We start from the raw sequence: 20,346 nt of genomic DNA, 5'->3' as shown, positions 1-20,346 counted from the left end.
CTCTCCCGGAGTGAGGGGCTTCAGGGCGCAGCGCTTCCTGTAGAGCGGGGCTTGCCCCGCTCCCACACATCTGGAGGCGTGGGGTCCATCAGGACGTTTGCTTCCCTGTTCTTCGCGGGCGTTTGGGTGTCCGACGTGGGCAGTCGGGCAAGCCCGACTCTACAGGGGCTGGCGGGGCTGGGGTCAGATCCCCAGCCAGGCACGCACCGGATGCGCGGGGTCGGCCAGCAGGCGCAGGGCCAGCAGCAGCGACACGGTCACCAGCAGGGGGCGGATGACGCGGCTGCCGTGCTTCATGGCGAAGCGCGAGCCGGCGCGCGCGCCGAGGAACTGGCCGGCGCCCATCAGCAGGCCGACCTTCCACAGCACCGAGCCGGTGGCCAGGAACACGGCGAAGGCGCCGACGTTTGAGCCGAAGTTGAGGAACTTGGTGTGGGCGGTGGCCTTGAGCAGGCCGAAGCCGGCCAGGCCGACGAAGCCGAGCATCAGGAACGAGCCGGTGCCCGGGCCGAAGATGCCGTCGTAGAAGCCCACCGCGGGCACGAAGCCGAGGGCGAACAGGCGCGGACCCATGCGCCGCTGGCGTTCGACGGCGCCGATGTCCGGCTTGAGCGCGAAGTACACGGCGATGCCGGCCAGCAGGAACGGCAGCACCGCGCGCAGCCAGGTGGACGGAACCACGGTGGCGGCCAGCGCGCCGGCCATGGCGCCGACGGCGGCCGCGATGCCCATCGGCAGCTGTCCGCGCAGGTCGACATGGCCGTGGCGGGCGTAGGTCCAGCTGGCCGAGCCGGAGCCGAACAGCGACTGCAGCTTGTTGGTGCCGAGCGCCTGCAGCGGCGGGATGCCGGCCAGCAGCATCGCCGGCAGGGTGACCATGCCGCCGCCGCCGGCGATGGCGTCGACGAAGCCGGCCAGCACGGCGGCGAGGAACAGCAGCAGCAACAGCTGCAGGGCGGGGTCGGCCATCGGGGATATCCGGGGGGAGGACAGGGCGACCATGCGATGGCCACGGACGTGATTCTAGGCGGTGTGGGCCCCGGCTTCGGCAACGTGCGTCGCAACGGTTAGCATCGGTCCAACGTCCCCAGGAGTCGCGCGATGTCCCTGACCGCCCGTTGCCGTGTTTCCCTGCTGGCCTGCGCCCTCGGCCTCGCCCTGCCCGGCCTGGCCGGCGCGCAACCGGCGCAACGTCCCGAGGTGGCCGAGGCGGCGGCGAAGCTGCGCCAGCAGGTGATCGACTGGCGCCGCGACTTCCACCAGCACCCGGAGCTGTCCAACCGCGAGGAGCGCACCGCCAGGGTCGTCGCGGAAGAGCTGCGCAGGATGGGCCTGGAGCCGAAGACCGGCATCGCGCACCACGGCGTGGTCGCGGTCATCAAAGGTGGCAGGCCCGGGCCGCGGATCGCCCTGCGCGCGGACATGGACGCGCTGCCGGTGGCCGAGCGCACCGGGCTGCCGTTCGCCTCGAAGGCCACGGCCGAGTTCCGCGGGGAGACGGTCGGGGTGATGCACGCCTGCGGCCACGATGCGCACACCGGCATCCTGCTGGGCGTGGCGCGCGCGCTGGTGTCGATGCGCGAGAGCCTGCCCGGCGAGGTCATGCTGGTGTTCCAGCCGGCGGAGGAAGGCGCGCCACCGGGCGAGGAGGGCGGCGCGTCGCTGATGCTGGCCGAAGGCATCTTCGACGACTTCAGGCCCGAGGCGGTGTTCGGCCTGCACGTGTTCTCGACGGTGCAGGCCGGACAGATCGCCGTGCGCGGCGGTCCGCTGATGGCCGCGTCGGACCGCTTCAGCATCAAGGTGAAGGGCCGGCAGACCCACGGCTCGCGGCCGTGGGGCGGGATCGACCCGATCGTGGCGGCGGCGGACCTGGTCGGCACCGCGCAGAGCATCGTCTCGCGCCGCACCGACATCGCGAAGCTGCCGGCGGTGGTGACGTTCGGCGCGATCAAGGGCGGCATCCGCTACAACATCATCCCCGACGACGTGGAGCTGATCGGCACCATCCGCACCTTCGACGCGGGCATGCGCGAGAGGATCTTCGCCGACCTGGGCAACGTCGCCGCGCACGTGGCTGCGGCGCATGGCGCCACGGTCGAGACCAGGATCCCCGACGGCGACAGCAACCCGGCCACGATCAACGACCCGGCACTCACCGCGCGGATGCTGCCGAGCCTGCAGGCGGTGGTCGGCGCGGACAACGTGTTCGAGCCGCCGCTGACGATGGGCGCCGAGGATTTCTCGTTCTACGGCCGGGAGGCGCCGGCGATGTTCTTCTTCGTCGGCGCGACGGCGAAGGGCATCGATCCGGCCACCGCGCCGAGCAACCACTCGCCCGAGTTCACCCTGGACGAGACCGCGCTGGATGTCGGCTTCCGCGCGCTGCTGCAGGTGAGCCTGGACTACCTGCACGGCACGGCCGGCTGATCCGGGTGGGAGAAGGGCTGTCCACGGCCGTGCTCCTGTAGAGCGGGGCTTGCCCCGCTGCCTCGCATCCGACCAGGCCATCCCGCAGGGATGCCCGGCAAGCCCGCTGCTACGCCAGCGCGCCGCCCACGCTCAGAGGTCGAACCCCAGCAGCAACGGATCATGGTCCGAGCTGCGCCACGGCCCGGGGACGTTGCGTCCCGCGTAGCCGGCGTCGTCCGGCTCGTCGGCGTTGACGTGCCATTCGGCCGCGCCGCGCAGGTGCGGCACCAGCGCCGGGCTCAGCAGGGCGTGGTCCAGGCGTCCGCTGAGGCCCTGGTATACGTAGCTCCACGGACGTTCGACGCCGGCGGCGGCGAAGGCGTCGGTCCAGCCGGCGTCCTCGCGCAGCCAGTGCACCGGGTCCTCCATCGCGTAGGCGTTGAAGTCGCCGAGGATCACCACGCGTTCGCGCCCCTTGCCCAGCGGCGCCGACTGCAGCCAGGCGTGCAGGCGCTGCGCTGAATCCAGGCGCAGCGCGTTCCAGCAGCCCTGCCCGTCCTTGCGGTCGGCGTTGTCGCCGGTCGCCTCGCTGCAGCCCTTGGACTTGAAGTGGTTGGCGACGACGACGAATTCCCTGCCGCCGCCCTTGCGCCTGAACGCCTGGGCCAGCGGCACGCGGCTGCGTTCGCCGAACGGGCCGCCTTCCAGCACCGCCGGCTTGCCGCGCGGGACCAGGCGGTCTGCGCGGTAGATGATGCCGACGCGGATCGTGTCCGCGCCCGGGCCGCGACCGGCGTCGACGAAGCGCCACTGCGCGCCTCCGGCGTTGAGCTCGCGCACCAGCCGGGCGATGCTCGAATCCTCGCCGTAGCCGTCGTTCTCCAGTTCCATCAGCGCGGCCACGTCCGGATCGAGCCCGTGCACGGTGGCGACCAGCTTGGCCAGCTGTGCCTCGAACGCCTGCTCCGTCTTCGCGCCGCGCGGGGTCGGGAAACCGCCGCCGCGGCCGTCGCCGTTGAACAGGTTCTCCAGGTTGAAGGCGGCCACGCGGACGTTCCCGGGCACCTGCGGCGGCCCCGGGCGCTGCGCCGCTTCGAAGCGCAGCGGGCGGTCCAGCTGCAGGCGCCAGCTGCCGTGGCGCTGTTCGACCACGCCTTCGGCGCCCAGCACCACGTCGCCGACGCGCGGCGTCGCGCCGTCGTCGAGATAGGGCACCTGCCGTGGATCGCGCGCCTGGCTGCCGTCGTCCAGCAGCAGGCGCACGCGCGCGTTGCGCGCGGCCAGTCCAGCATGTTCCGGCGTGCCCGGGCGGGCCAGTTCGCTGGGCTGCCACAGGCGCCCGTCGAAGGACACCGCCAGCTCGCCGTAGCGCGCCAGCGCGTCGGTGCCGGCCACGAACAGCGGCGCCTCGATGCGCACGCGCATCCCGTCCAGCGCGGCCCAGTCCTGCGGCAGCGCGTCCAGCGTGAGCGCCGTGACCGGCTGGGCGGGGCGGCAGCGGTCGATGCGTTCGGCCAGCAGCACCGTGGCACGGCTGCCGCCGCGCTTCTCCTCGACCAGCCGGCCGTGGAAGCGGCACTCGCGCCCGGCGGCCACGCCGTCGGGGAACTGCACGCCTTCGGCGGGGCGCACGAACAGGCCGTCGGGCGTGGCCGGGTCGCCGTCGCCGTCGCCGCCGTCCTGCACGAACACGCCGCCGAGGCCTTCACGGAAGTCGGCGCTGACCGTCGCGGTGAACGCGACCTTCGCCGGATCCGCCGCGCTGGCGCGCAGCTGGCCGATGGCGGTGGCAGGCCCTGCCAGCGCGATGGCCGGGGCGAAGGCCAGCAGCAGGGACAGGGCCGTCGGGATACGGGGGGCGTGCATGGGCGGATCCTGCATGTCTGAAAACGACAACGCCGCCCGGAGGCGGCGTTGGCGGGAAGAAACGCGGCTTACTTGAGGTTGGAGATCATCCAGTCGACCGTCGCCTGCACCTGCTCGTCGGTCAGTGCCGGGTTGCCACCCTTCGGCGGCATCACGCCGGCCGAACCGGTGAAGCCCTCGATCGCGTGCTTGTACAGGGTGTCGGTGCCCTGGGCGATGCGCGCGTTCCAGTGGCCACGGTCCAGGGTCGGGGCGCCGCCCACGCCACCGGTGTGGCAGGCGCCGCACAGGTTCTGGAAGATCACCGAGCCGTCGGTGGTGCCGCCGTAGGCCACCTGCGAGGCGGCCTTGGCCGCGGCGGCCGCGGCGGCGGCAGCCTGCGCGGCGGCGCCGGTGTCGCCGGCGTAGACCGCGCCGACCGGGGCGATGCGCTCGGCGGTGCGCTTGGCAGCCGTCGGCGACACTTCCGGCGGAATCCGGCCGTGCAGGTGGCTGGCCAGGAGGATCAGGCCCAGGGTGACCAGGCCCAGCAGGCCGATCACCATCGAGAAGCGCTTCAGGAATTCCAGGTCGTAGTTACGCACATCCCATCCTATGGCGAGTGGCGCGGCCGGCCACAGCTGCCGGCGATTATAGAGAGGGACGAGCCGGCTCCGGAAGCCGCGGAGCCGGAAGCATGCGTCCGTGCACGCCCGTGCCGGGTCGGCCAGGGTCGGGAGGCAGGGCCTGGCCGGTCACCGGGCAGGCCGCGGCCGGCGGTCCGGCCATCGCAATGGGCTGCTGCGATGCAGCAGCCCGGGCCGCTGCGAACGCGCTTGCCGTTGCAGCCTCCGAGGCCGCCGCCAACCGCCGATCTGCCCGGAATCTCCGCCTTTTCCGCCCGCTTCCACCATTGCCGGAGCATGCCGTCGCCGCAGCGGCCCCATGACGGCAGGGCATGGCGCTCGCCGTGCGGTTGACAGCGCTGCCATCTGTGGCAAAGCCTCTGCGGCCGTCAGTGCCACCAGTGCGCCCGGGGACATCAGGCGCCGCGAGACCGACCGGAGGGAAGACCGTGATGAGTTCCGAAGCCGCCGCGCCCGTGCGCATCCGCAATGGCCTGGCCGCCGCCCTGGCCCTGGTCCTGCTGGCCGCCTGCGACCGCGCACCCGAACCGGCCGCTGCGGCCGGCGATGCCGATGCCACCGCTTCCGCCGCCGACGGCACCATCCATCCGGAGGCCTGGCCGCAGCTGGCCTGGCCGTTGCCGGCCGATCCGGAGCTCGAGAAGAAGGTCGACGACCTGCTCGCGTCGATGACCCTCGAGGAGAAGGTCGGCCAGATCGTGCAGGGCGACATCGCCTCGATCACCCCGGACGACGTGCGCAAGTACCGCCTCGGCTCGATCCTCGCCGGCGGCAGCTCCGACCCGGGCGGCAAGTACAACGCGAAACCGGCCGAATGGCTGGCCCTGGCCGACGCCTTCTGGGAGGCGTCGATGGACACCTCCGGCGGCGGCAAGCCGATCCCGGTGATCTGGGGCATCGACGCCATGCATGGCCAGAGCAACGTGGTCGGCGCCACCCTGTTCCCGCACAACGTCGGCCTCGGCGCCACCCGCAACCCCGAGCTGCTGCGCCGGATCGGCGAGATCACCGCCCTGGAGACCCGCACCACGGGCATGGAGTGGGCTTTCGCCCCGACCGTGGCGGTTCCGCAGGATGTGCGCTGGGGCCGCGCCTACGAGGGCTACTCGGAGAACCCGGAGGTCGTCGCGCAGTTCGCCAGGGCCATGGTCGAAGGCCTGCAGGGCAAGCCGGGCGAGCCGGGCTTCCTCGACGACCGCCACGTGATGGTCTCGGTGAAGCACTTCGTCGGCGACGGCGGCACCAGCGGCGGCCGCGACCAGGGCGACACCCAGGTCAGCGAGGCCGAGCTGCGCGACGTGCACGCGGCCGGCTACAAGACCGCGATCGAGGCCGGTGCGCAGTCGGTGATGGCCTCGTTCAACAGCTTCCACGGGACCAAGCTGCACGGGCACAAGCCGCTGCTGACCGACGTGCTCAAGGGCCGCTTCGCCTTCGGCGGCTTCGTCGTCGGCGACTGGAACGGCCACGGCCAGCTCCCCGGCTGCACCGCCAGCAACTGCCCGGCCACCTTCGCCGCCGGCCTGGACATGGCGATGGCGCCGGACAGCTGGAAGGGCATGTACGAGAGCACCCTGGCCGCGGTGCGCGACGGCACCCTGCCGATGGAACGCCTGGACGACGCGGTGCGCCGCATCCTGCGGGTGAAGTTCAACCTTGGCCTGTTCGACAAGCCCAGGCCCTCGCAGCGCGCGCTGGGCGGCAAGTTCGAACTGCTCGGGGCGCCGGAGCACCGCGAGGTCGCCCGCCAGGCGGTGCGCGAGTCGCTGGTGCTGCTGAAGAACCAGGGCGGCGTGCTGCCGTTGCGCGCCAACCAGCGCATCCTCGTGGCCGGCGACGCCGCCCACAACATGAGCAAGCAGACCGGCGGCTGGACCCTCAACTGGCAGGGCAGCGGCACCACCCGCGCCGACTTCCCCAACGCCGACACGATCTGGGAAGGCGTCGAGCGCGCCGTGCGCGCCGCCGGCGGCAAGGCCGAGCTGGCGGTGGACGGCAACTACAGGTCGAAGCCCGACGCGGTCATCGTCGTGTTCGGCGAGGAGCCCTACGCCGAGTTCCAGGGCGACATCCCCAACCTGCTGTTCAAGCCCGGCGACGACAGCGACCTGGAGCTGATCCGCAAGCTCAAGGCCGACGGCATCCCGGTGGTGGCGGTGTTCATCAGCGGCCGGCCGCTGTGGCTCAACCGCGAGATCAACGCCGCCGACGCCTTCGTCGCGGCGTGGCTGCCCGGCTCCGAGGGTGCCGGCGTGGCCGACGTGCTGCTGCGCAAGCCCGACGGCAGCGTCAACCACGACTTCAAGGGCAAGCTCAGCTTCTCCTGGCCGCGCAACGCGGTGGACGCGGCGGTCAACAGGCCCGGCTACCAGCCGCAGTTCGCCTTCGGTTACGGCCTGACCTACGCCGACAACGGCGACCTGGCGCCGCTGCCGGAAGACTCCGGCATCCAGGGCCTGCAGGCGCCGGCCGGCGTGTACTTCGCCCGCGGCCAGCTCGCCAGCGGCCTGGCGCTGCAACTGGAGGACGCGCAGGGCCAGGCCACGCCGGTGGCCACCGTGCCGACGGCGCTGGCCGATGGCAGCCTCGCCGTGGCCGCGGTCGACCACCAGCGCCAGGAAGACGCGCGCCGCTTCACCTGGTCCGGCGCGCAGCCGGCGGCGGTGGCGATCGCCGCCACGCCGGCGCAGGACCTGGCCCGCGAGACCAACGGCGACGTGATGCTGGCGCTGACCCTGCGCCCGGACGCGATCCCGGCCAGCGGCTCGATCACCGCCGCCGCCGGCGCCAGCCAGCCGTTGCCGCTGCGCGAGACGCTGGCGGCGCTCCCGGCCGGGCAGTGGACCACGCTGGGCATCCCGCTGAAGTGCTTCGCTGCCGCCGGCGCGGACACCGCCAGCCTCGACGTGCTGCTGCGCCTGCGCAGCGACGCGGCGACCACGCTGTCGGTATCGCAGGTGTCGCTGGCCGCGGTCGGCGAGGTCGAGCACACCCTGTCCTGCCCGCAGTAACCGCCTGAAGGCCCGCGCCGTCCCGGGAGGGCGGCGGCGCGGGCCGGTTCTCCGCGGTGCCGCGACACCGTCGCGCGTCGCTGCGCCCGTGCCCTCTCCCAGGCCTACCGCTCGCAACCGGGGAGAGGACGCGGATGAAGCTGGCAACACTGGACATGGTGATCGTGCTCGCCTACCTGGCGGGCATCTTCGTGCTGGCGCAGTGGGTTTCGCGCGAGAAGGCCGGGCACCAGAAATCGACCACCGACTACTTCCTCGCCAGCCGTTCGCTGCCGTGGTGGGCGATCGGCGCCTCGCTGATCGCGGCGAACATCTCCGCCGAGCAGATCATCGGCATGTCCGGGTCCGGCTATGCCATCGGCCTGGCGATCGCCTCCTACGAGTGGATGGCGGCGGCGACGCTGCTGATCGTCGGCAAGTTCTTCCTGCCGGTCTTCCTGCGCAACCGCATCTACACCATGCCGCAGTTCCTCGAGGAACGTTACGGCACGCGCATCCGCACGCTGATGGCGGTGTTCTGGCTGGGCCTGTACGTGTTCGTGAACCTGACCTCGATCCTGTGGCTGGGTTCGATCGCGGTGGCGCAGGTGACCGGCATGGAGCAGATGCTGGCGCTGGCCCTGCTGGGCCTGTTCGCGCTGGCCTACCAGCTGTACGGCGGCCTCAAGGCGGTGGCGCTGACCGACATCGTGCAGGTGACCCTGCTGGTGCTCGGCGGCCTGCTGGTCACCGGGATCACGCTCGACCACATCGGCGACGGCAGCGTCGTGGCCGGTTTCTCGAGGCTGTGGGCCGAACACCCCGGCCACTTCGAGATGATCCTCGACCGGGACAACCCGTTCTACAAGGACCTGCCGGGCATCAGCGTGCTGGTCGGCGGCATGTGGATCATGAACATCAGTTACTGGGGCTTCAACCAGTACATCATCCAGCGTGCGCTGGCGGCGAAGGACATCCGCGAAGCGCAGAAGGGCGTGGTGTTCGCCGCGTTCCTGAAGCTGCTGATGCCGCTGGTGGTGGTGCTGCCGGGCATCGCCGCGGTGGTGCTGGCGCCGGAACTGGCCAAGCCCGACCAGGCCTATCCGACGATGATGCGGCTGCTGCCCGGCGGCGTGCTCGGCCTGGTGTTCGCCGCGCTGGTGGGGGCGATCGTGGCCTCGCTGGCCTCCAAGATCAATTCGGTGGCGACCATCTTCACCCTGGACTTCTACGCCAAGTCGCGGCCGCAGGCCGGCCAGGCGCACCTGGTGCGGGTGGGTCGCGTCGCCGCGGCGGTGTCGGTGCTGGCGGCGATCCTGGCCGCGCGGCCGCTGCTGGGCAGCTTCGACCAGGCCTTCCAGTACATCCAGGAGTACACCGGCTTCTTCACCCCCGGCATCGTGGTGATCTTCGTGCTGGGCCTGTTCTGGAAGCGCGCCAACGAAGCCGGCGCGCTGGCCGCGGCGATCGGCTCGTTCGCGCTGTCGGTGGTGCTGAAGCTGGCCTGGCCGGCGCTGCCGTTCATCGACCGCGTCGGCCTGGTGTTCCTGCTGGCGCTGGCGCTGGCGGTGGTGGTGTCGCTGGCGACGCGTCCGCAGCAGGCCGGCAGCGGCCTGATCCAGACCGCCGATGTCGACTATTCGACGTCAGCCGGTTTCAATATCGCCGCGCTCGGGGTCGTCGCGATCCTGGCCGCGCTCTACGCACTGTTCTGGTGACGTGGCGGCCGCGGCCGGCGCCAGCGCCGGCCCGTTGCCGGCCATGGATGGAGGGGGTGATGCGGGTCAGGATCGAGGACGTCGCCAGGCAGGCGGGCGTCTCCATGAAGACGGTGTCGCGGGTGCTCAACAACGAGCCCGGGGTGCGCGATGCCACCCGCGCACGGGTCCTGGAGACGGTGGGCGCGCTCAACTACCGGCCCGATCCGTCCGCGCGCAGCCTCGCCGGCAACCGCTCGTACCTGGTCGCGCTGCTGTACGACAACCCTTCGCCGAACTACCTGATGGAGATCCTCACCGGCGTAGTGGAGGCCTGCGAGAGTCACCACTACGGCATGGTGATGCAGCCGGTCAGCTACCGCAGCCCGGACTTCCTCGACACGGTCGATGCGCTGGTGGTGGCCTCGCGCCTGGACGGGCTGATCCTCACCCCGCCGCTGACCGACAGCCAGGCCCTGCTCGACCGCCTCGACCAGCGCGGGATCCCGTTCTCGTGCATCTCGCCGAAGGACCGCGAGGGCCGCACCGGCGTCACCCTGGACGAGCACGAGGCGGTGTGCGAGCTCATGGCCCACCTGATCGCCCTGGGCCACCAGCGCATCGCCCACGTCCGCGGCCATCCGGACCATGGTGCCAGCGAATGGCGCCTGGCCGGCTACCGCACCGCGCTGCGCCGCGCTGGCCTGCGCTACGACCCGGGCCTGGTGGTCGACGGCGAGTTCTCGTTCGATTCGGGCCTGGCCGCCGGCCGCCACCTGCTGACCCTGCCGGAGCGGCCCACCGCGATCTTCGCCGCCAACGACGACATGGCCGCCGGTGTGATGCGTGCGGCCAGCGAGCTGGGCCTGCGAGTGCCGGCCGACGTGTCGGTGTGCGGTTTCGACAATACCCCGATCTCGCAGCAGATCTTCCCGGCCATCACCACCGTGCAGCAGCCCACCCGCGACATGGGCCAGGTGGCCACGGTGCAGCTGCTCAACGCCATCCGCGACCGCAGCGCCGGGCGCATGGTGCGGATGCCGTACTCGCTGCAGCTGCGCCAGTCGACCGGTCCGGTGCCCGCGGGCTGAGGCCCCCGCAACCGGGCCCGGGAGGCCCGCCCCCGGTCTTCCTGGTGGCCCGCGTCGGGTTGCATTGGGACTTCACCCGAGTGTGGGTAGGCTTCCAGTTCGCGATAATTCTGGTTCCCCGACCCTGGCGCAGGTGCGACAACCGGGGTGTGGGAACGACTCCGCAACGGAAGCGAGAGATGTACAAGTCACCCAGGCCAGCTCCCGCCAGGCGCGGCAGGGCCGTCATCGCGGGCGCCGTGCTGGCGTTCGCGTTCGGAAGCCCGGGGCTGCTGCCGGCAACCGCTCCGGATGCCCCGCTGCAGATCCGCATGGTGGTCATCGAGCCGGTGGATGTCGCCACCTTGCCCGCGCCCGTGCAGCGGCTGCAGGAGGCCTGGCCCGGCTACGCCAAGCGCTGGGCCTTCGCCCGCAAGGAGGCCGCCAGGGACCCGCTGGTCGCGGTCCGGTTCCTTCGCAATGTCCACGGCGCGATGCGGACGCGGGCCGACTGGCAGGCCTGGGAGGCGGACATGGCCGAGGCCGGCCAGGCGCTGCTGGACGGCCTCGACCGGGGCGCCCCGGCGGCGCCGGACGGCGCCCGGCCGGAAGCCGGCGACTGAGGGCGGCAGGCGTGGCCTCCCGCCGCTCCGGCGCGGACCCGCGCCACGCTCCCGGAGCGGCGCCGGCGCGGCCTAGGCCGCGTCGCGGCTGACCACCCGCAGCCGGCTGTCCCAGTCCTGCAGCAGTTCGGCCTCGCGCGCCTTGGCCCTGTGCAGGTGCGCTTCCTTGACGTGGCCGTAGCCGCGGATCTGCTCGGGGATGCTGGCGATGCGCGTGGCCAGCTCCAGGTTGCCGGCGTCGAGGCGGGCGAGCAGGCGCTCGACGATGGCGAAGTAGTCGGCGACCAGCTGGCGCTCCATGCGCCGTTCGGCTGTGCGGCCGAACGGATCGAACGCGGTGCCGCGCAGGAATCGCAGTTTCGCCAGCCAGCGGAACGCGGTGAACATCCACGGCCCGTACTCGCGCTTGACCAGGCGGCCCTGCGCGTCCTTCTTCGCCAGCAGCGGCGGCGCCAGGTGGAAACGCAGGGTGTAGTCGCCCTCGAACTGCTGCTGCAGGCGGCGCTGGAAATCGCCGCTGGTGTACAGCCGCGCCACCTCGTACTCGTCCTTGTACGCCATCAGCTTGAACGCGTAGCGCGCCACCGCCTCGGTGAGCGCGGTGGAGCCCGGCGCCTTCAGGTTCTCGGCGGCGCGCACCTTCGCCACCATCTCGCTGTAGCGGCGCGCATAGGCGGCGTCCTGGTAGTCGGTGAGGAAGCGTTCGCGGCGCGCGATGAGTTCGTCGAGGCTGCGCGACAGGCGCAGGTCGTCCAGCGGCAGGGCGGTGACCTCGCCGGTCGCCGCATCCAGCGGCGAGGCGCCTTCGGCCGCGGCGGCGCCGCGTTCGGGCAGGCCGCGCAGGTTGCGGTCGGCACGCGCCGGGCGCGGCGCGCTGATGCTGCCGAACTCGCTGCCTTCCCAGTCGCCCGGCGGCAGCTGGTGCAGGCCGTCGGCGCTGCGCTCGTCCCCGGTCATCGGGTTGCTGACCAGGCCGGCGGCCTTGGCCACCGCGTGCGGATCGACCGCGGCCAGGCGGCCCCAGGCGAAGGCCTGGCGGTTCATCTCCACGGCGGCGCCGTTGAGTTCGATCGCCCGCATCAGCGCGCCGTGCGACACCGGCACCAGGCCCAGCTGCCAGGCGTAGCCGAGCATGAACAGGTTGCTGGCGATGGCGTCGCCGAGCAGGGCGGTGGCCAGCTGGGTGGCGTCGAGCAGGCGCGGTTCGCGCCCGCCCAGGGCCAGGCGCACGCCGGCGATGATGTCCGCCGCCGGGAAGTGCAGGTCCGGGCGCGTGGTGAAGGTGCCGGGCATCGCCTCGTAGGTGTTGAGCACCACCTCCGAGCGTTCGCCGCGCACCTTGGACAGCGCCCAGTAGTCGTTGACCACGACCATGTCGCAGCCCAGCACCAGGTCGGCCTCGCCGGCGGCGATGCGCACGGCGTGGATGTCTTCCGGGGTGCGCGCCAGGCGCACGTGGGTGGTCACCGCGCCGCCCTTCTGCGCCAGGCCGGTCTGGTCGAGGACGGTGGCACCCTTGCCTTCCAGGTGCCCGGCCATGCCCAGCAGCGCGCCGATGGTGACCACGCCGGTGCCGCCGACGCCGGTGATCAGGATGTTCCAGGGCCGGTCCAGGCGCGTGCGGAACGCCGGTTCGGGCAGGTCCTGCAGCAGCGCCGCGGCCTCGGCGCGCGGCCCCTTGCGCGGCTTGCCGCCGTGCAAGGTGACGAAGCTGGGGCAGAAGCCCTGCACGCAGGAGTAGTCCTTGTTGCAGTTGGACTGGTCGATCTCGCGCTTGCGTCCGAACTCGGTTTCCTTCGGCAGCACCGACACGCAGAAGCTCTTCTGCCCGCAGTCGCCGCAGCCTTCGCAGACCAGGGTGTTGACCATCACCCGCTTGGCCGGGTCCTCGAGCTTGCCGCGCTTGCGGCGGCGGCGCTTCTCGGTGGCGCAGGTCTGGTCGTAGATCAGGATCGAGACGCCCTTCACCTCGCGCAGGCGCTTCTGCACCGCGTCCAGCTCGCTGCGGTCGTGGAACTCGACGCCGGCGGGGAACAGCTCGCGCCTGGACCACTTGCCGATGTCGTCGCTGACCAGGACGATCGTGTCGATGCCCTCGGCGCGCATCTGCCAGGCGATGTCCGGCACGCTCAGCTGGCCGTCCACCGGCTGACCGCCGGTCATCGCCACCGCGTCGTTGTAGAGGATCTTGTAGGTGATGTTCACCTTCGCGGCGACCGCCTGGCGGATCGCCAGCGAGCCGCTGTGGAAATAGGTGCCGTCGCCGAGGTTCTGGAACACGTGCGGCGTGTCGGTGAATGGCGCCTGCCCGGCCCAGGTGACGCCTTCGCCGCCCATGTGGGTGAAGGTGTCGGTGGAGCGGTCCATCCACGTGACCATGTAGTGGCAGCCGATGCCCGCCAGCGCGCGAGAGCCTTCCGGCACGCGGGTGCTGGTGTTGTGCGGGCAGCCGGAACAGTAGTGCGGCACGCGCGGGAAGTTGGCGCGCGGCAGCGCCATCTCCGCCTCCTTCTCCTCCATCCAGCGCAGGCGCTGCTCGATGGATTCGGTCGTGAAAAAGCGCTGGATGCGGCGGCCGATCACCCCGGCGATGGTGGCCGGGGTCAGCTCGCCGGTGGACGGCAGGATCCACTCCCCGGCCTCGTCGTACTTGCCGACGATGCTCGGGCGCCGGCCCCAGGCCTCCGGCCAGTTGTAGAACTGCTCCTTCATCTGCCGCTCGATGAAGGCCCGCTTTTCCTCCACCACGACGATGTCCTCCAGCCCGCGGGCGAAGGCGGCGATGCCCTGCGGCTCCAGCGGCCAGGTCATGCCGACCTTGTACACGCGGATGCCGATGTCGCGGCAGGCTTCCTCGTCCAGGCCCAGGTATTCCAGGGCCTGCAGCACGTCCAGGTAGCTCTTGCCGGTGGTGACGATGCCCAGCCGCGCGCGCGGCGAATCCAGCACGATCCGGTCGATGCGGTTGGCGCGGGCGAAGGCCTGCGCGGCGCGGATCGCGTAGCGGTGCAGGCGCATCTCCTGCTCCAGCGGCGGATCCGGCCAACGGATGTTGAGCCCGCCCGGCGGCAGCTCGAAATCCTCCGGCAGCACGATCCGGCGCGCGAACGGGTCCACGTCCACCGAGGCGGAGGACTCCACCGTCTCGGCGATGGTCTTGAAGCCGATCCAGCGGCCGGTATAGCGGCTCATCGCCCAGCCGACCAGGCCCAGGTCGAGGATGTCCTGCACGCCGGCGGGGTTGAGCACCGGCATCATCGCGCTGACGAACTCGTCCTCGCTGCCATGCGGCAGGGTCGAGCTGCGGCAGGCGTGGTCGTCGGCGGCCAGCGCCAGCACGCCGCCATGTCTCGAGGTGCCGGCGGCATTGCCGTGCTTGAACACGTCGCCGCAGCGGTCCACGCCCGGGCCCTTGCCGTACCACATGGCGTAGACGCCATCGACCCTGGCCCCGGGGAACAGGTTGGTCTGCTGCGTGCCCCAGACCATGGTCGCGCCCAGGTCCTCGTTGAGGCCGGGCTGGAAGCGCACCTTCGCCGCCTCCAGGTGCCTGCGCGCGCGCCACAGTTCCAGGTCGAAACCGCCCAGCGGGCTGCCCCGGTAACCGCTGATGAAACCGGCGGTATCCAGGCCCGCGGCGGCATCGCGCAGCTGCTGCATCAGCGGCAGCCGCACCAGCGCCTGCACGCCGCTGAGGTAGATGCGGCCGTCGCGGCGCGTGTACTTGTGCTCGAGGGTGTAGTCGGCGTCGAACGTGTCCAGGCCGGGCAGGTTCGCGGAAGAAGGCGAGGTCAGTTCGGCAGTACTGGTCATGGCGGGCCCTGTCTGGCGGAACCGGGCCTCGCCGGCCCGGCGCCGCATCATAACAAGCGCCATTCTGTGATGAGCCGCACTCGTCCACTGTGCGTTGCAGCGGTTAGGATGCAGGCAAGGGGAGGCAGTCAGTTCCCGGGGATGAAGTCATGAAGTTGCGTTTACCGCTCGCGGCCGCCTTGGCCCTGTGCGCGCTGCTGGCGCAGGCGCAGAGCCTGCCGGCACCGAAGGAGTTCTACTTCGACGAGGATCCACACACGACCCGCGCCATCGTCGCCGTGCAGGGCGACGGCGACGCGGTGGTGGATCGGCTCGCCGCCAACATCGCGCGCAGGTCTTCGGACGTGGAGTCGCGCGCGCAGCTGGCGCGCGTGGCGATGCGTTCCGGCCGCATGGAGCTGGGCGAGGAGCTGTACCGCGCCGCGCAGAAGGCCGCCGCCAGCAACCAGCGCCTGGCCCGCGCGGTGACCTGGAACTACGCCTGGGACCTGTACCGCGCCGGCGAGCCCGGGCGCGCCCTGGAACAGTGGCAGTCGCTGCTCGGCGGCTGGCCGAGTACGCCGTCGTGGCAGCCGCCGACCCTGGCGATGGCGCTTTGGAAGGTGGGCCGCAAGGCCGAAGCGGCCAGCTGGTACGCCGCCGCGGTGCGCACCGAGCCGCAGCAGTGGTCCGGCACGTCCGCCTATGCCCGCCTGCTGCCGGACTGGCGCGAGGAAGACCGCGCGACCCTGGCCGAAGTGCAGGCCTACTGGCAGGCCAATCCGCCGGCCTGGCCCTGACCGCCGGGCCGCGCCCCGCGGGGCGCGTGCGACAATAGGCGCGTTTCCACCACGCAGGCGCGGTCCGGCGCGACCATGATCAGCAACGACCTCCAGCTCGAGCCCTGGCGCGCGCGCCTGCGCGCCCACGGCCGGGTGCAGATCCCGGGTTTCCTGCAGGAAGACGCCGCCGCACGCCTGCACCAGTGCCTGCGCGACGAGGTGCCGTGGGAGATCGCCCAGCGCACCGGCGCCGAGCTGCCGCCGGGACTGCCGCGCGAGGCGGCGCCGGGCAGCGGGGACGACGCGCGCCTGCTGCAGGCCGCCACCGCGCGCGCGCGCGACGGCTTCGAGTTCTATTTCGACCGCTACCGGATGATCGACGCGCGCCGCGAGGGCCGCGACCCGCAGCTGGTCCTGCACGCGGTGCTGGATTTCCTCAACAGCCCCGAGTTCATCGCCTTCGCTCGCCAGCTGACCGGCGACGCGGAAATCCGCATGACCAGCGCGATCGGCGTGCGCTACCGCCACGGCCACTTCCTGCGTTCGCACAGCGACCACGCCAGCGACGAGGACCGCGCCTTCGCCTACGTGATCAACCTGTCGCACGGCTGGAAGCCGGACTGGGGCGGCCTGCTGCATTTCCTCGATCCCACGGAGAGCCGGGTGATCGACACCTTCACCCCGCTGTGGAACTCGCTGAGCCTGTTCCGCGTGCCGCAACCGCACGAGGTCAGCCTGGTGGCGCCCTGGGCGGGCTGCCCGCGCTACAGCATCACCGGGTGGCTGCGCCGCGGCTGAGCCGGAACGATGGCTTTCGATGCATTCGCGCTGATCCTGGCCATGCTCGCCCTGGGCATGGCCATGGGCAGGACCACCCTGCTGCCGCACAACGCCTCCGAGGTGCTGAACCTGGTGGTGCTGTACGTGTGCCTGCCGGCGGCGGTGCTGATCTACGTGCCGCAGCTGCACCTGCAGTGGTCGCTGCTGGGCGTGGCGCTGACCCCGTGGATCCTGATGGGCGCCACCTGGGCGCTGGTGACCGCGGCGGCACGGCTGTGGAACTTCGGGCGCGAGCAGTACGCGGTGCTGCTGCTGTGCGTGGGGCTGTGCAACTCCAGCTTCCTCGGCTACCCGATGATGCGCGCGCTGCTGGGCGAGGACGCGGTCCAGTACGCGGTGGTGTACGACCAGTTCGGCACCTTCATGCTGCTGTCGACGGTGGGCCTGTACATCTGTGCGCGCTACAGCGGCGACGCACCGCCGGGGCCGCGCCAGGTCGCCCTGCGCATCGCCCGCTTCCCGCCGGTGTGGGCGCTGCTGCTGGGCCTGACGGTGATGCCGGAACAGCCGCCGCACTGGATCGGTTCCGGCCTGCAGCGCCTGGCCGACGCGATGCTGCCGCTGGTGATGCTGGCGGTGGGCCTGTCGATCCGCCTGCGCCTGCCGCGCGAGGAACTCGGCCCGCTGGCCACCGGCCTGGCGCTGAAGCTGCTGGTGATGCCGGCGATCGCGTTGCCGCTGTCGCTGCTGTTCGGCATGCCACCGCTGATGCTGCAGGCCAACGTGCTCGAATCGGCGATGCCGACCATGGTCTCGGCCGCGGCGCTGGCGATGGCCCACGGCCTGGCCCCGCGGCTGTGCGCGGCCCTGGTCGGCTACGGCATCGTGCTGTGCCTGCTGACCCTGCCGGCCTGGGCCTGGCTGCTGGGCCGCGTGGTCGGCTGAGGCGCGAGCTTCCACGCCCGCCGCCCGGGTGCAGCGCCGGTGGCTCAGTCCGCCGGCACCGTCCGTTCCAGCGCCCAGGCGCGCAGCGCGGCGACCTGTTCGGCCATCAGCACCGACAGCGGACGGGTGCCGCGGATCTCCTGCATCAACAGGTCGGTGTCCAGCGCGCGCTGTTCGGCGTGTGCCGCGTACAGGCCGGAGACGATGGCCTGCTCGATTTCCGCGCCGGAAAAGCCATTGGCCGCCGCGGCCAGCGCCGGCAGGGCGAAGCCCTCCGGCTCCAGTCCGCGCGAGGCCAGGTGCAGGCGCAGCAGTTCCACGCGCGTGTCCGGATCGGGCAGGTCGACGAAGAAGATCTCGTCGAAACGGCCCTTGCGCAGCAGTTCCGCCGGCAGGTGCCGGACCTGGTTGGCGGTGGAGACCAGGAACACCGGCGACCTGCGCTCGGCCATCCAGGTCAGCAGGTAGCCGAGCACGCGGCGCGACACCCCGCCATCGCCGGCGTCGGCGGCCACGCCCTTCTCGATCTCGTCGATCCACAGCACGCAGGGCGCGAGCTGGTCGGCCGAGGCCAGCGCGGCGCGCAGGTTCTGCTCGGTCTCGCCGTGGTACTTGGCGTAGAGGGTGCCGAAGTCCAGACGCAGCAGCGGCACGCCGAAGCCGCCGGCGATGGCCTTGGCCAGCAGTGACTTGCCGCAGCCCTGCACGCCCAGCAGCAGCACCCCGCGCGGCGGATCCAGCCCCGGCGGCGGGTTGCCGGCGAAGGCGGCGCGGCGCTGCGAGATCCAGCGCTTGAGCCGGCGCGCGCCGGCCACGTCGTCGAAGCCGGCGGTGTCGTATTCGTAATGCAGGTGGCCGCTGCGGTTGAGCAGCTCGAACTTCAGCTGGGCCAGCTGCGGCAGGTCCGAGGCGGTGAGTGCGCCGTCGCCGTGGATCAGCTGGCGGGTGATGCGGCGCGCGTCGTGCAGGTCCAGGCCCTGCAGGTGGCGCACGATCTGGCGCACGGCATCTTCCTCGGCCTCCACCCGGCGGCCGCCGTGTTCCTTCGCGTAGGCGACGGCCTCCTCGCGCACCAGCTTCAGCAGCGCCGCCTGGTCGGGCATGCGCGGGCGGAAACGCACCGCCAGCGCTTCCAGTTCGGCCGGCAGTTCCACCTTCGCGCCGACCAGCACCAGCACGTGCGGTTCGCAGCCGCGGCGCTGGACGATGTCCCGCAGCAGGCGCTGGTGGCTGGCATAGCCGAGGTAGGGGTGGAAATCGAGCAGCAGGTAGATGCCGCGCTGCTCCGCGGCCTGGATGGCGCGCAGCGCGTAGGAGGCGTCGGGCGGACCCTCGGCCGGGTCCTCCCGGTCCAGGTCCAGGCGGCGCAGACCCTCGGTGATCGTCCAGCGGTGCAGGGCGCGCCACACGTGCAGAAGCGACTGCCGGAACAGTTCCACCACCCGCTCCTCGTCGCGGGTCTCGATCACAATCAGCGGGGTGTTGGCCCGGATCAGGGCGGTCAGGTCCTGCAGTTGGCTCATGGGGTTTCCTGGACGGCGCCGGATCACGATAGCAGCGCCGGGGCGGGCCTTCCTATCGCCTCCACGAGGGGCCGGTGTACCCTGCGGGCAGCCAATCCGGAGGCAGCGACCGCATGAAGACGATCCTGGTGGCCGGTTCCAAGGGGGGAGTGGGCAAGACCACCATCGCCACCCATCTTGCCGCGCACTCGGCCCTGCAGGGCCTGCGCACCGTGCTGGTGGACGCCGACCCGCAGCGCTCGGCGACGCGCTGGGCGGAACGTCGCGCCGGACTGGACAGCGCGGTGCTGCCGATCGACGGCAGCCGCCGCCGCGCCTGGCGCAGCTGGCTGCCGGACGATGCCGACCGGGTGGTGGTCGACGCCCCCGCCGGCGCCCTGGCCGAGGACCTGGACGGGTTCCTCCAGCACGCCGACGCGGTGGTGGTACCGGTGCAGCCCTCGGCGCTGGACATCGAGGCCACGGTCGCCTTCCTCAACACCATGGCCAAGGTGCCGCGGATCCACCAGCGCAAGCTGCCGGTGGGGCTGGTACTCAACCGCAGCAAGCCCTGGACCAATGCCAGCCAGCAGGCGCTGGCGATGCTGCAGACCTGGCCGTATCCGGTGGTGGCGCAGCTGCGCGATACCCAGGCCTACGTGGTCATGGTCGGCCTCGGCCGCAGCCTGTTCGACTACCAATCGGCCCAGGTACGCGAGCACCAGGCCGACTGGGAGCCCCTGTTGAAGTGGTTGAAGGCATGAACGAAGGAACCCTCCCGGTGCGCGAACTGATCCTGCTGCGACACGCCCACGCCGAGCCCGCCGCGCCCGGCCAGGCCGACATCGACCGTCCGCTGTCGGCGCAGGGCCTGGCCGAAGCCGAAGCCGCCGGGCGCTGGCTGGCCGAACGCGGGCTGGTGCCGGACCGGGTCCTGTGCTCGCCCGCGCGGCGCACCCGAGAGACCCTCGAGGCGGTGCTGGCGATCACCGGCTACGCCGAGCAGCGGCTGGAGCCGTCGATCTACGAGGCCACGCCCGGCACCCTGTTCGGCCTGCTGCAGGCCCACGCCGAGGTCGAGCGGCTGCTGGTGGTCGGGCACAACCCCGGCCTGGAACGGCTGGTGGCGCTGCTGCACAGCGGCCAGTCCGGCGATTACCGCGGCATGCCGGCGGCAGCCGTGGCGGTGCTCTCCCTGCCGGCCGGTCCCCCCATCGAACCGGGCGTGGGCCGCCTGGCGGCGTTCTGGTGGCCCTGATTC

Annotated in this window: 15 protein-coding genes; 10 read left to right on the top strand and 5 right to left on the bottom strand. The window is 71.8% G+C overall.

The features are described from left to right. Positions 1 to 183 precede the first annotated feature (183 nt). Entirely contained in the window at positions 184 to 969 is a 786-nt protein-coding gene (locus tag PSEJ35_RS0111870) for a TSUP family transporter (RefSeq protein ID WP_028917987.1), read from the bottom strand. A 132-nt stretch (positions 970 to 1,101) separates the two neighbouring features. Here PSEJ35_RS0111870 and PSEJ35_RS0111865 point away from each other — a divergent pair, with 132 nt between their 5' ends. Continuing rightward, a complete protein-coding gene (locus PSEJ35_RS0111865; protein WP_028917986.1) occupies positions 1,102 to 2,430 on the top strand; it encodes an amidohydrolase in 1,329 nt (442 codons plus the stop codon). Positions 2,431 to 2,562: 132 nt separating this feature from the next. Here the strand turns inward: PSEJ35_RS0111865 and PSEJ35_RS0111860 are convergent, their stop codons facing one another. Together PSEJ35_RS0111860 and PSEJ35_RS0111855 are read right to left on the bottom strand one after the other, a co-directional pair. Continuing rightward, positions 2,563 to 4,278, bottom strand: a complete 1,716-nt coding sequence (locus PSEJ35_RS0111860) for an ExeM/NucH family extracellular endonuclease (RefSeq protein WP_232207651.1) — start codon at positions 4,276 to 4,278, stop codon at positions 2,563 to 2,565. A gap of 68 nt (positions 4,279 to 4,346) precedes the next feature. Next, positions 4,347 to 4,862 carry a c-type cytochrome gene (locus tag PSEJ35_RS0111855; protein ID WP_028917984.1) on the bottom strand — a complete coding sequence of 172 codons (516 nt, stop codon included), beginning with the start codon at positions 4,860 to 4,862 and terminating at the stop codon, positions 4,347 to 4,349. A 473-nt stretch (positions 4,863 to 5,335) separates the two neighbouring features. Here PSEJ35_RS0111855 and PSEJ35_RS0111850 point away from each other — a divergent pair, with 473 nt between their 5' ends. The 4 genes from PSEJ35_RS0111850 (at position 5,336) to PSEJ35_RS0111835 (ending at position 11,284) form a co-directional block, all read left to right on the top strand. Then, positions 5,336 to 7,915, top strand: coding sequence for a glycoside hydrolase family 3 protein (locus tag PSEJ35_RS0111850; protein ID WP_028917983.1), 2,580 nt, complete (start codon positions 5,336 to 5,338; stop codon positions 7,913 to 7,915). A 134-nt stretch (positions 7,916 to 8,049) separates the two neighbouring features. Beyond that, positions 8,050 to 9,612: a sodium/sugar symporter gene (locus PSEJ35_RS0111845; protein ID WP_028917982.1), complete on the top strand. Its 1,563-nt coding sequence runs from the start codon at positions 8,050 to 8,052 to the stop codon at positions 9,610 to 9,612. Between the two features lie 59 nt (positions 9,613 to 9,671). After that, positions 9,672 to 10,682 (top strand): LacI family DNA-binding transcriptional regulator, encoded by a 1,011-nt coding sequence (locus PSEJ35_RS0111840; RefSeq protein WP_037083198.1) that lies wholly within the window; start codon positions 9,672 to 9,674, stop codon positions 10,680 to 10,682. 179 nt (positions 10,683 to 10,861) lie between these two features. Next, positions 10,862 to 11,284: a hypothetical protein gene (locus tag PSEJ35_RS0111835; protein ID WP_156924807.1), complete on the top strand. Its 423-nt coding sequence runs from the start codon at positions 10,862 to 10,864 to the stop codon at positions 11,282 to 11,284. A gap of 72 nt (positions 11,285 to 11,356) precedes the next feature. Here PSEJ35_RS0111835 and PSEJ35_RS0111830 read toward each other — a convergent pair whose 3' ends face one another. Continuing rightward, positions 11,357 to 15,097: an indolepyruvate ferredoxin oxidoreductase family protein gene (locus PSEJ35_RS0111830; protein WP_028917979.1), complete on the bottom strand. Its 3,741-nt coding sequence runs from the start codon at positions 15,095 to 15,097 to the stop codon at positions 11,357 to 11,359. Between the two features lie 149 nt (positions 15,098 to 15,246). Here PSEJ35_RS0111830 and PSEJ35_RS0111825 point away from each other — a divergent pair, with 149 nt between their 5' ends. The 3 genes from PSEJ35_RS0111825 to PSEJ35_RS0111815 all read left to right on the top strand — a co-directional run bounded on the left by PSEJ35_RS0111825 (position 15,247) and on the right by PSEJ35_RS0111815 (position 17,583). Beyond that, the gene (locus PSEJ35_RS0111825; RefSeq protein WP_028917978.1) at positions 15,247 to 15,876 is read left to right on the top strand and encodes a hypothetical protein; all 630 of its coding nucleotides are present in this window, start codon (positions 15,247 to 15,249) and stop codon (positions 15,874 to 15,876) included. Positions 15,877 to 15,951: 75 nt separating this feature from the next. After that, on the top strand, positions 15,952 to 16,656 hold the full coding sequence (locus tag PSEJ35_RS16150; RefSeq protein ID WP_037083192.1) for a 2OG-Fe(II) oxygenase family protein: 705 nt from the start codon (positions 15,952 to 15,954) through the stop codon (positions 16,654 to 16,656). A gap of 9 nt (positions 16,657 to 16,665) precedes the next feature. Next, positions 16,666 to 17,583: an AEC family transporter gene (locus PSEJ35_RS0111815; RefSeq protein ID WP_028917977.1), complete on the top strand. Its 918-nt coding sequence runs from the start codon at positions 16,666 to 16,668 to the stop codon at positions 17,581 to 17,583. A 44-nt stretch (positions 17,584 to 17,627) separates the two neighbouring features. On the opposite strand, the gene PSEJ35_RS0111810 is transcribed toward PSEJ35_RS0111815, so the two are convergent. Then, positions 17,628 to 19,106: an AAA family ATPase gene (locus PSEJ35_RS0111810; protein ID WP_028917976.1), complete on the bottom strand. Its 1,479-nt coding sequence runs from the start codon at positions 19,104 to 19,106 to the stop codon at positions 17,628 to 17,630. 113 nt (positions 19,107 to 19,219) lie between these two features. On the opposite strand from PSEJ35_RS0111810, the gene PSEJ35_RS0111805 reads away from it, so the two are divergent. After that, positions 19,220 to 19,849 (top strand): ParA family protein, encoded by a 630-nt coding sequence (locus tag PSEJ35_RS0111805; RefSeq protein ID WP_028917975.1) that lies wholly within the window; start codon positions 19,220 to 19,222, stop codon positions 19,847 to 19,849. Between the two features lie 17 nt (positions 19,850 to 19,866). Further along, entirely contained in the window at positions 19,867 to 20,343 is a 477-nt protein-coding gene (locus PSEJ35_RS0111800) for a histidine phosphatase family protein (protein ID WP_024869636.1), read from the top strand. Positions 20,344 to 20,346 lie beyond the last annotated feature (3 nt).

Origin of the sequence: Pseudoxanthomonas sp. J35, assembly GCF_000513995.1 — a bacterium.
Classification (GTDB): domain Bacteria; phylum Pseudomonadota; class Gammaproteobacteria; order Xanthomonadales; family Xanthomonadaceae; genus Pseudoxanthomonas.
Note: the sequence above shows the minus strand (reverse complement) of the source record. Positions and strands in the feature narration are given on the sequence as shown.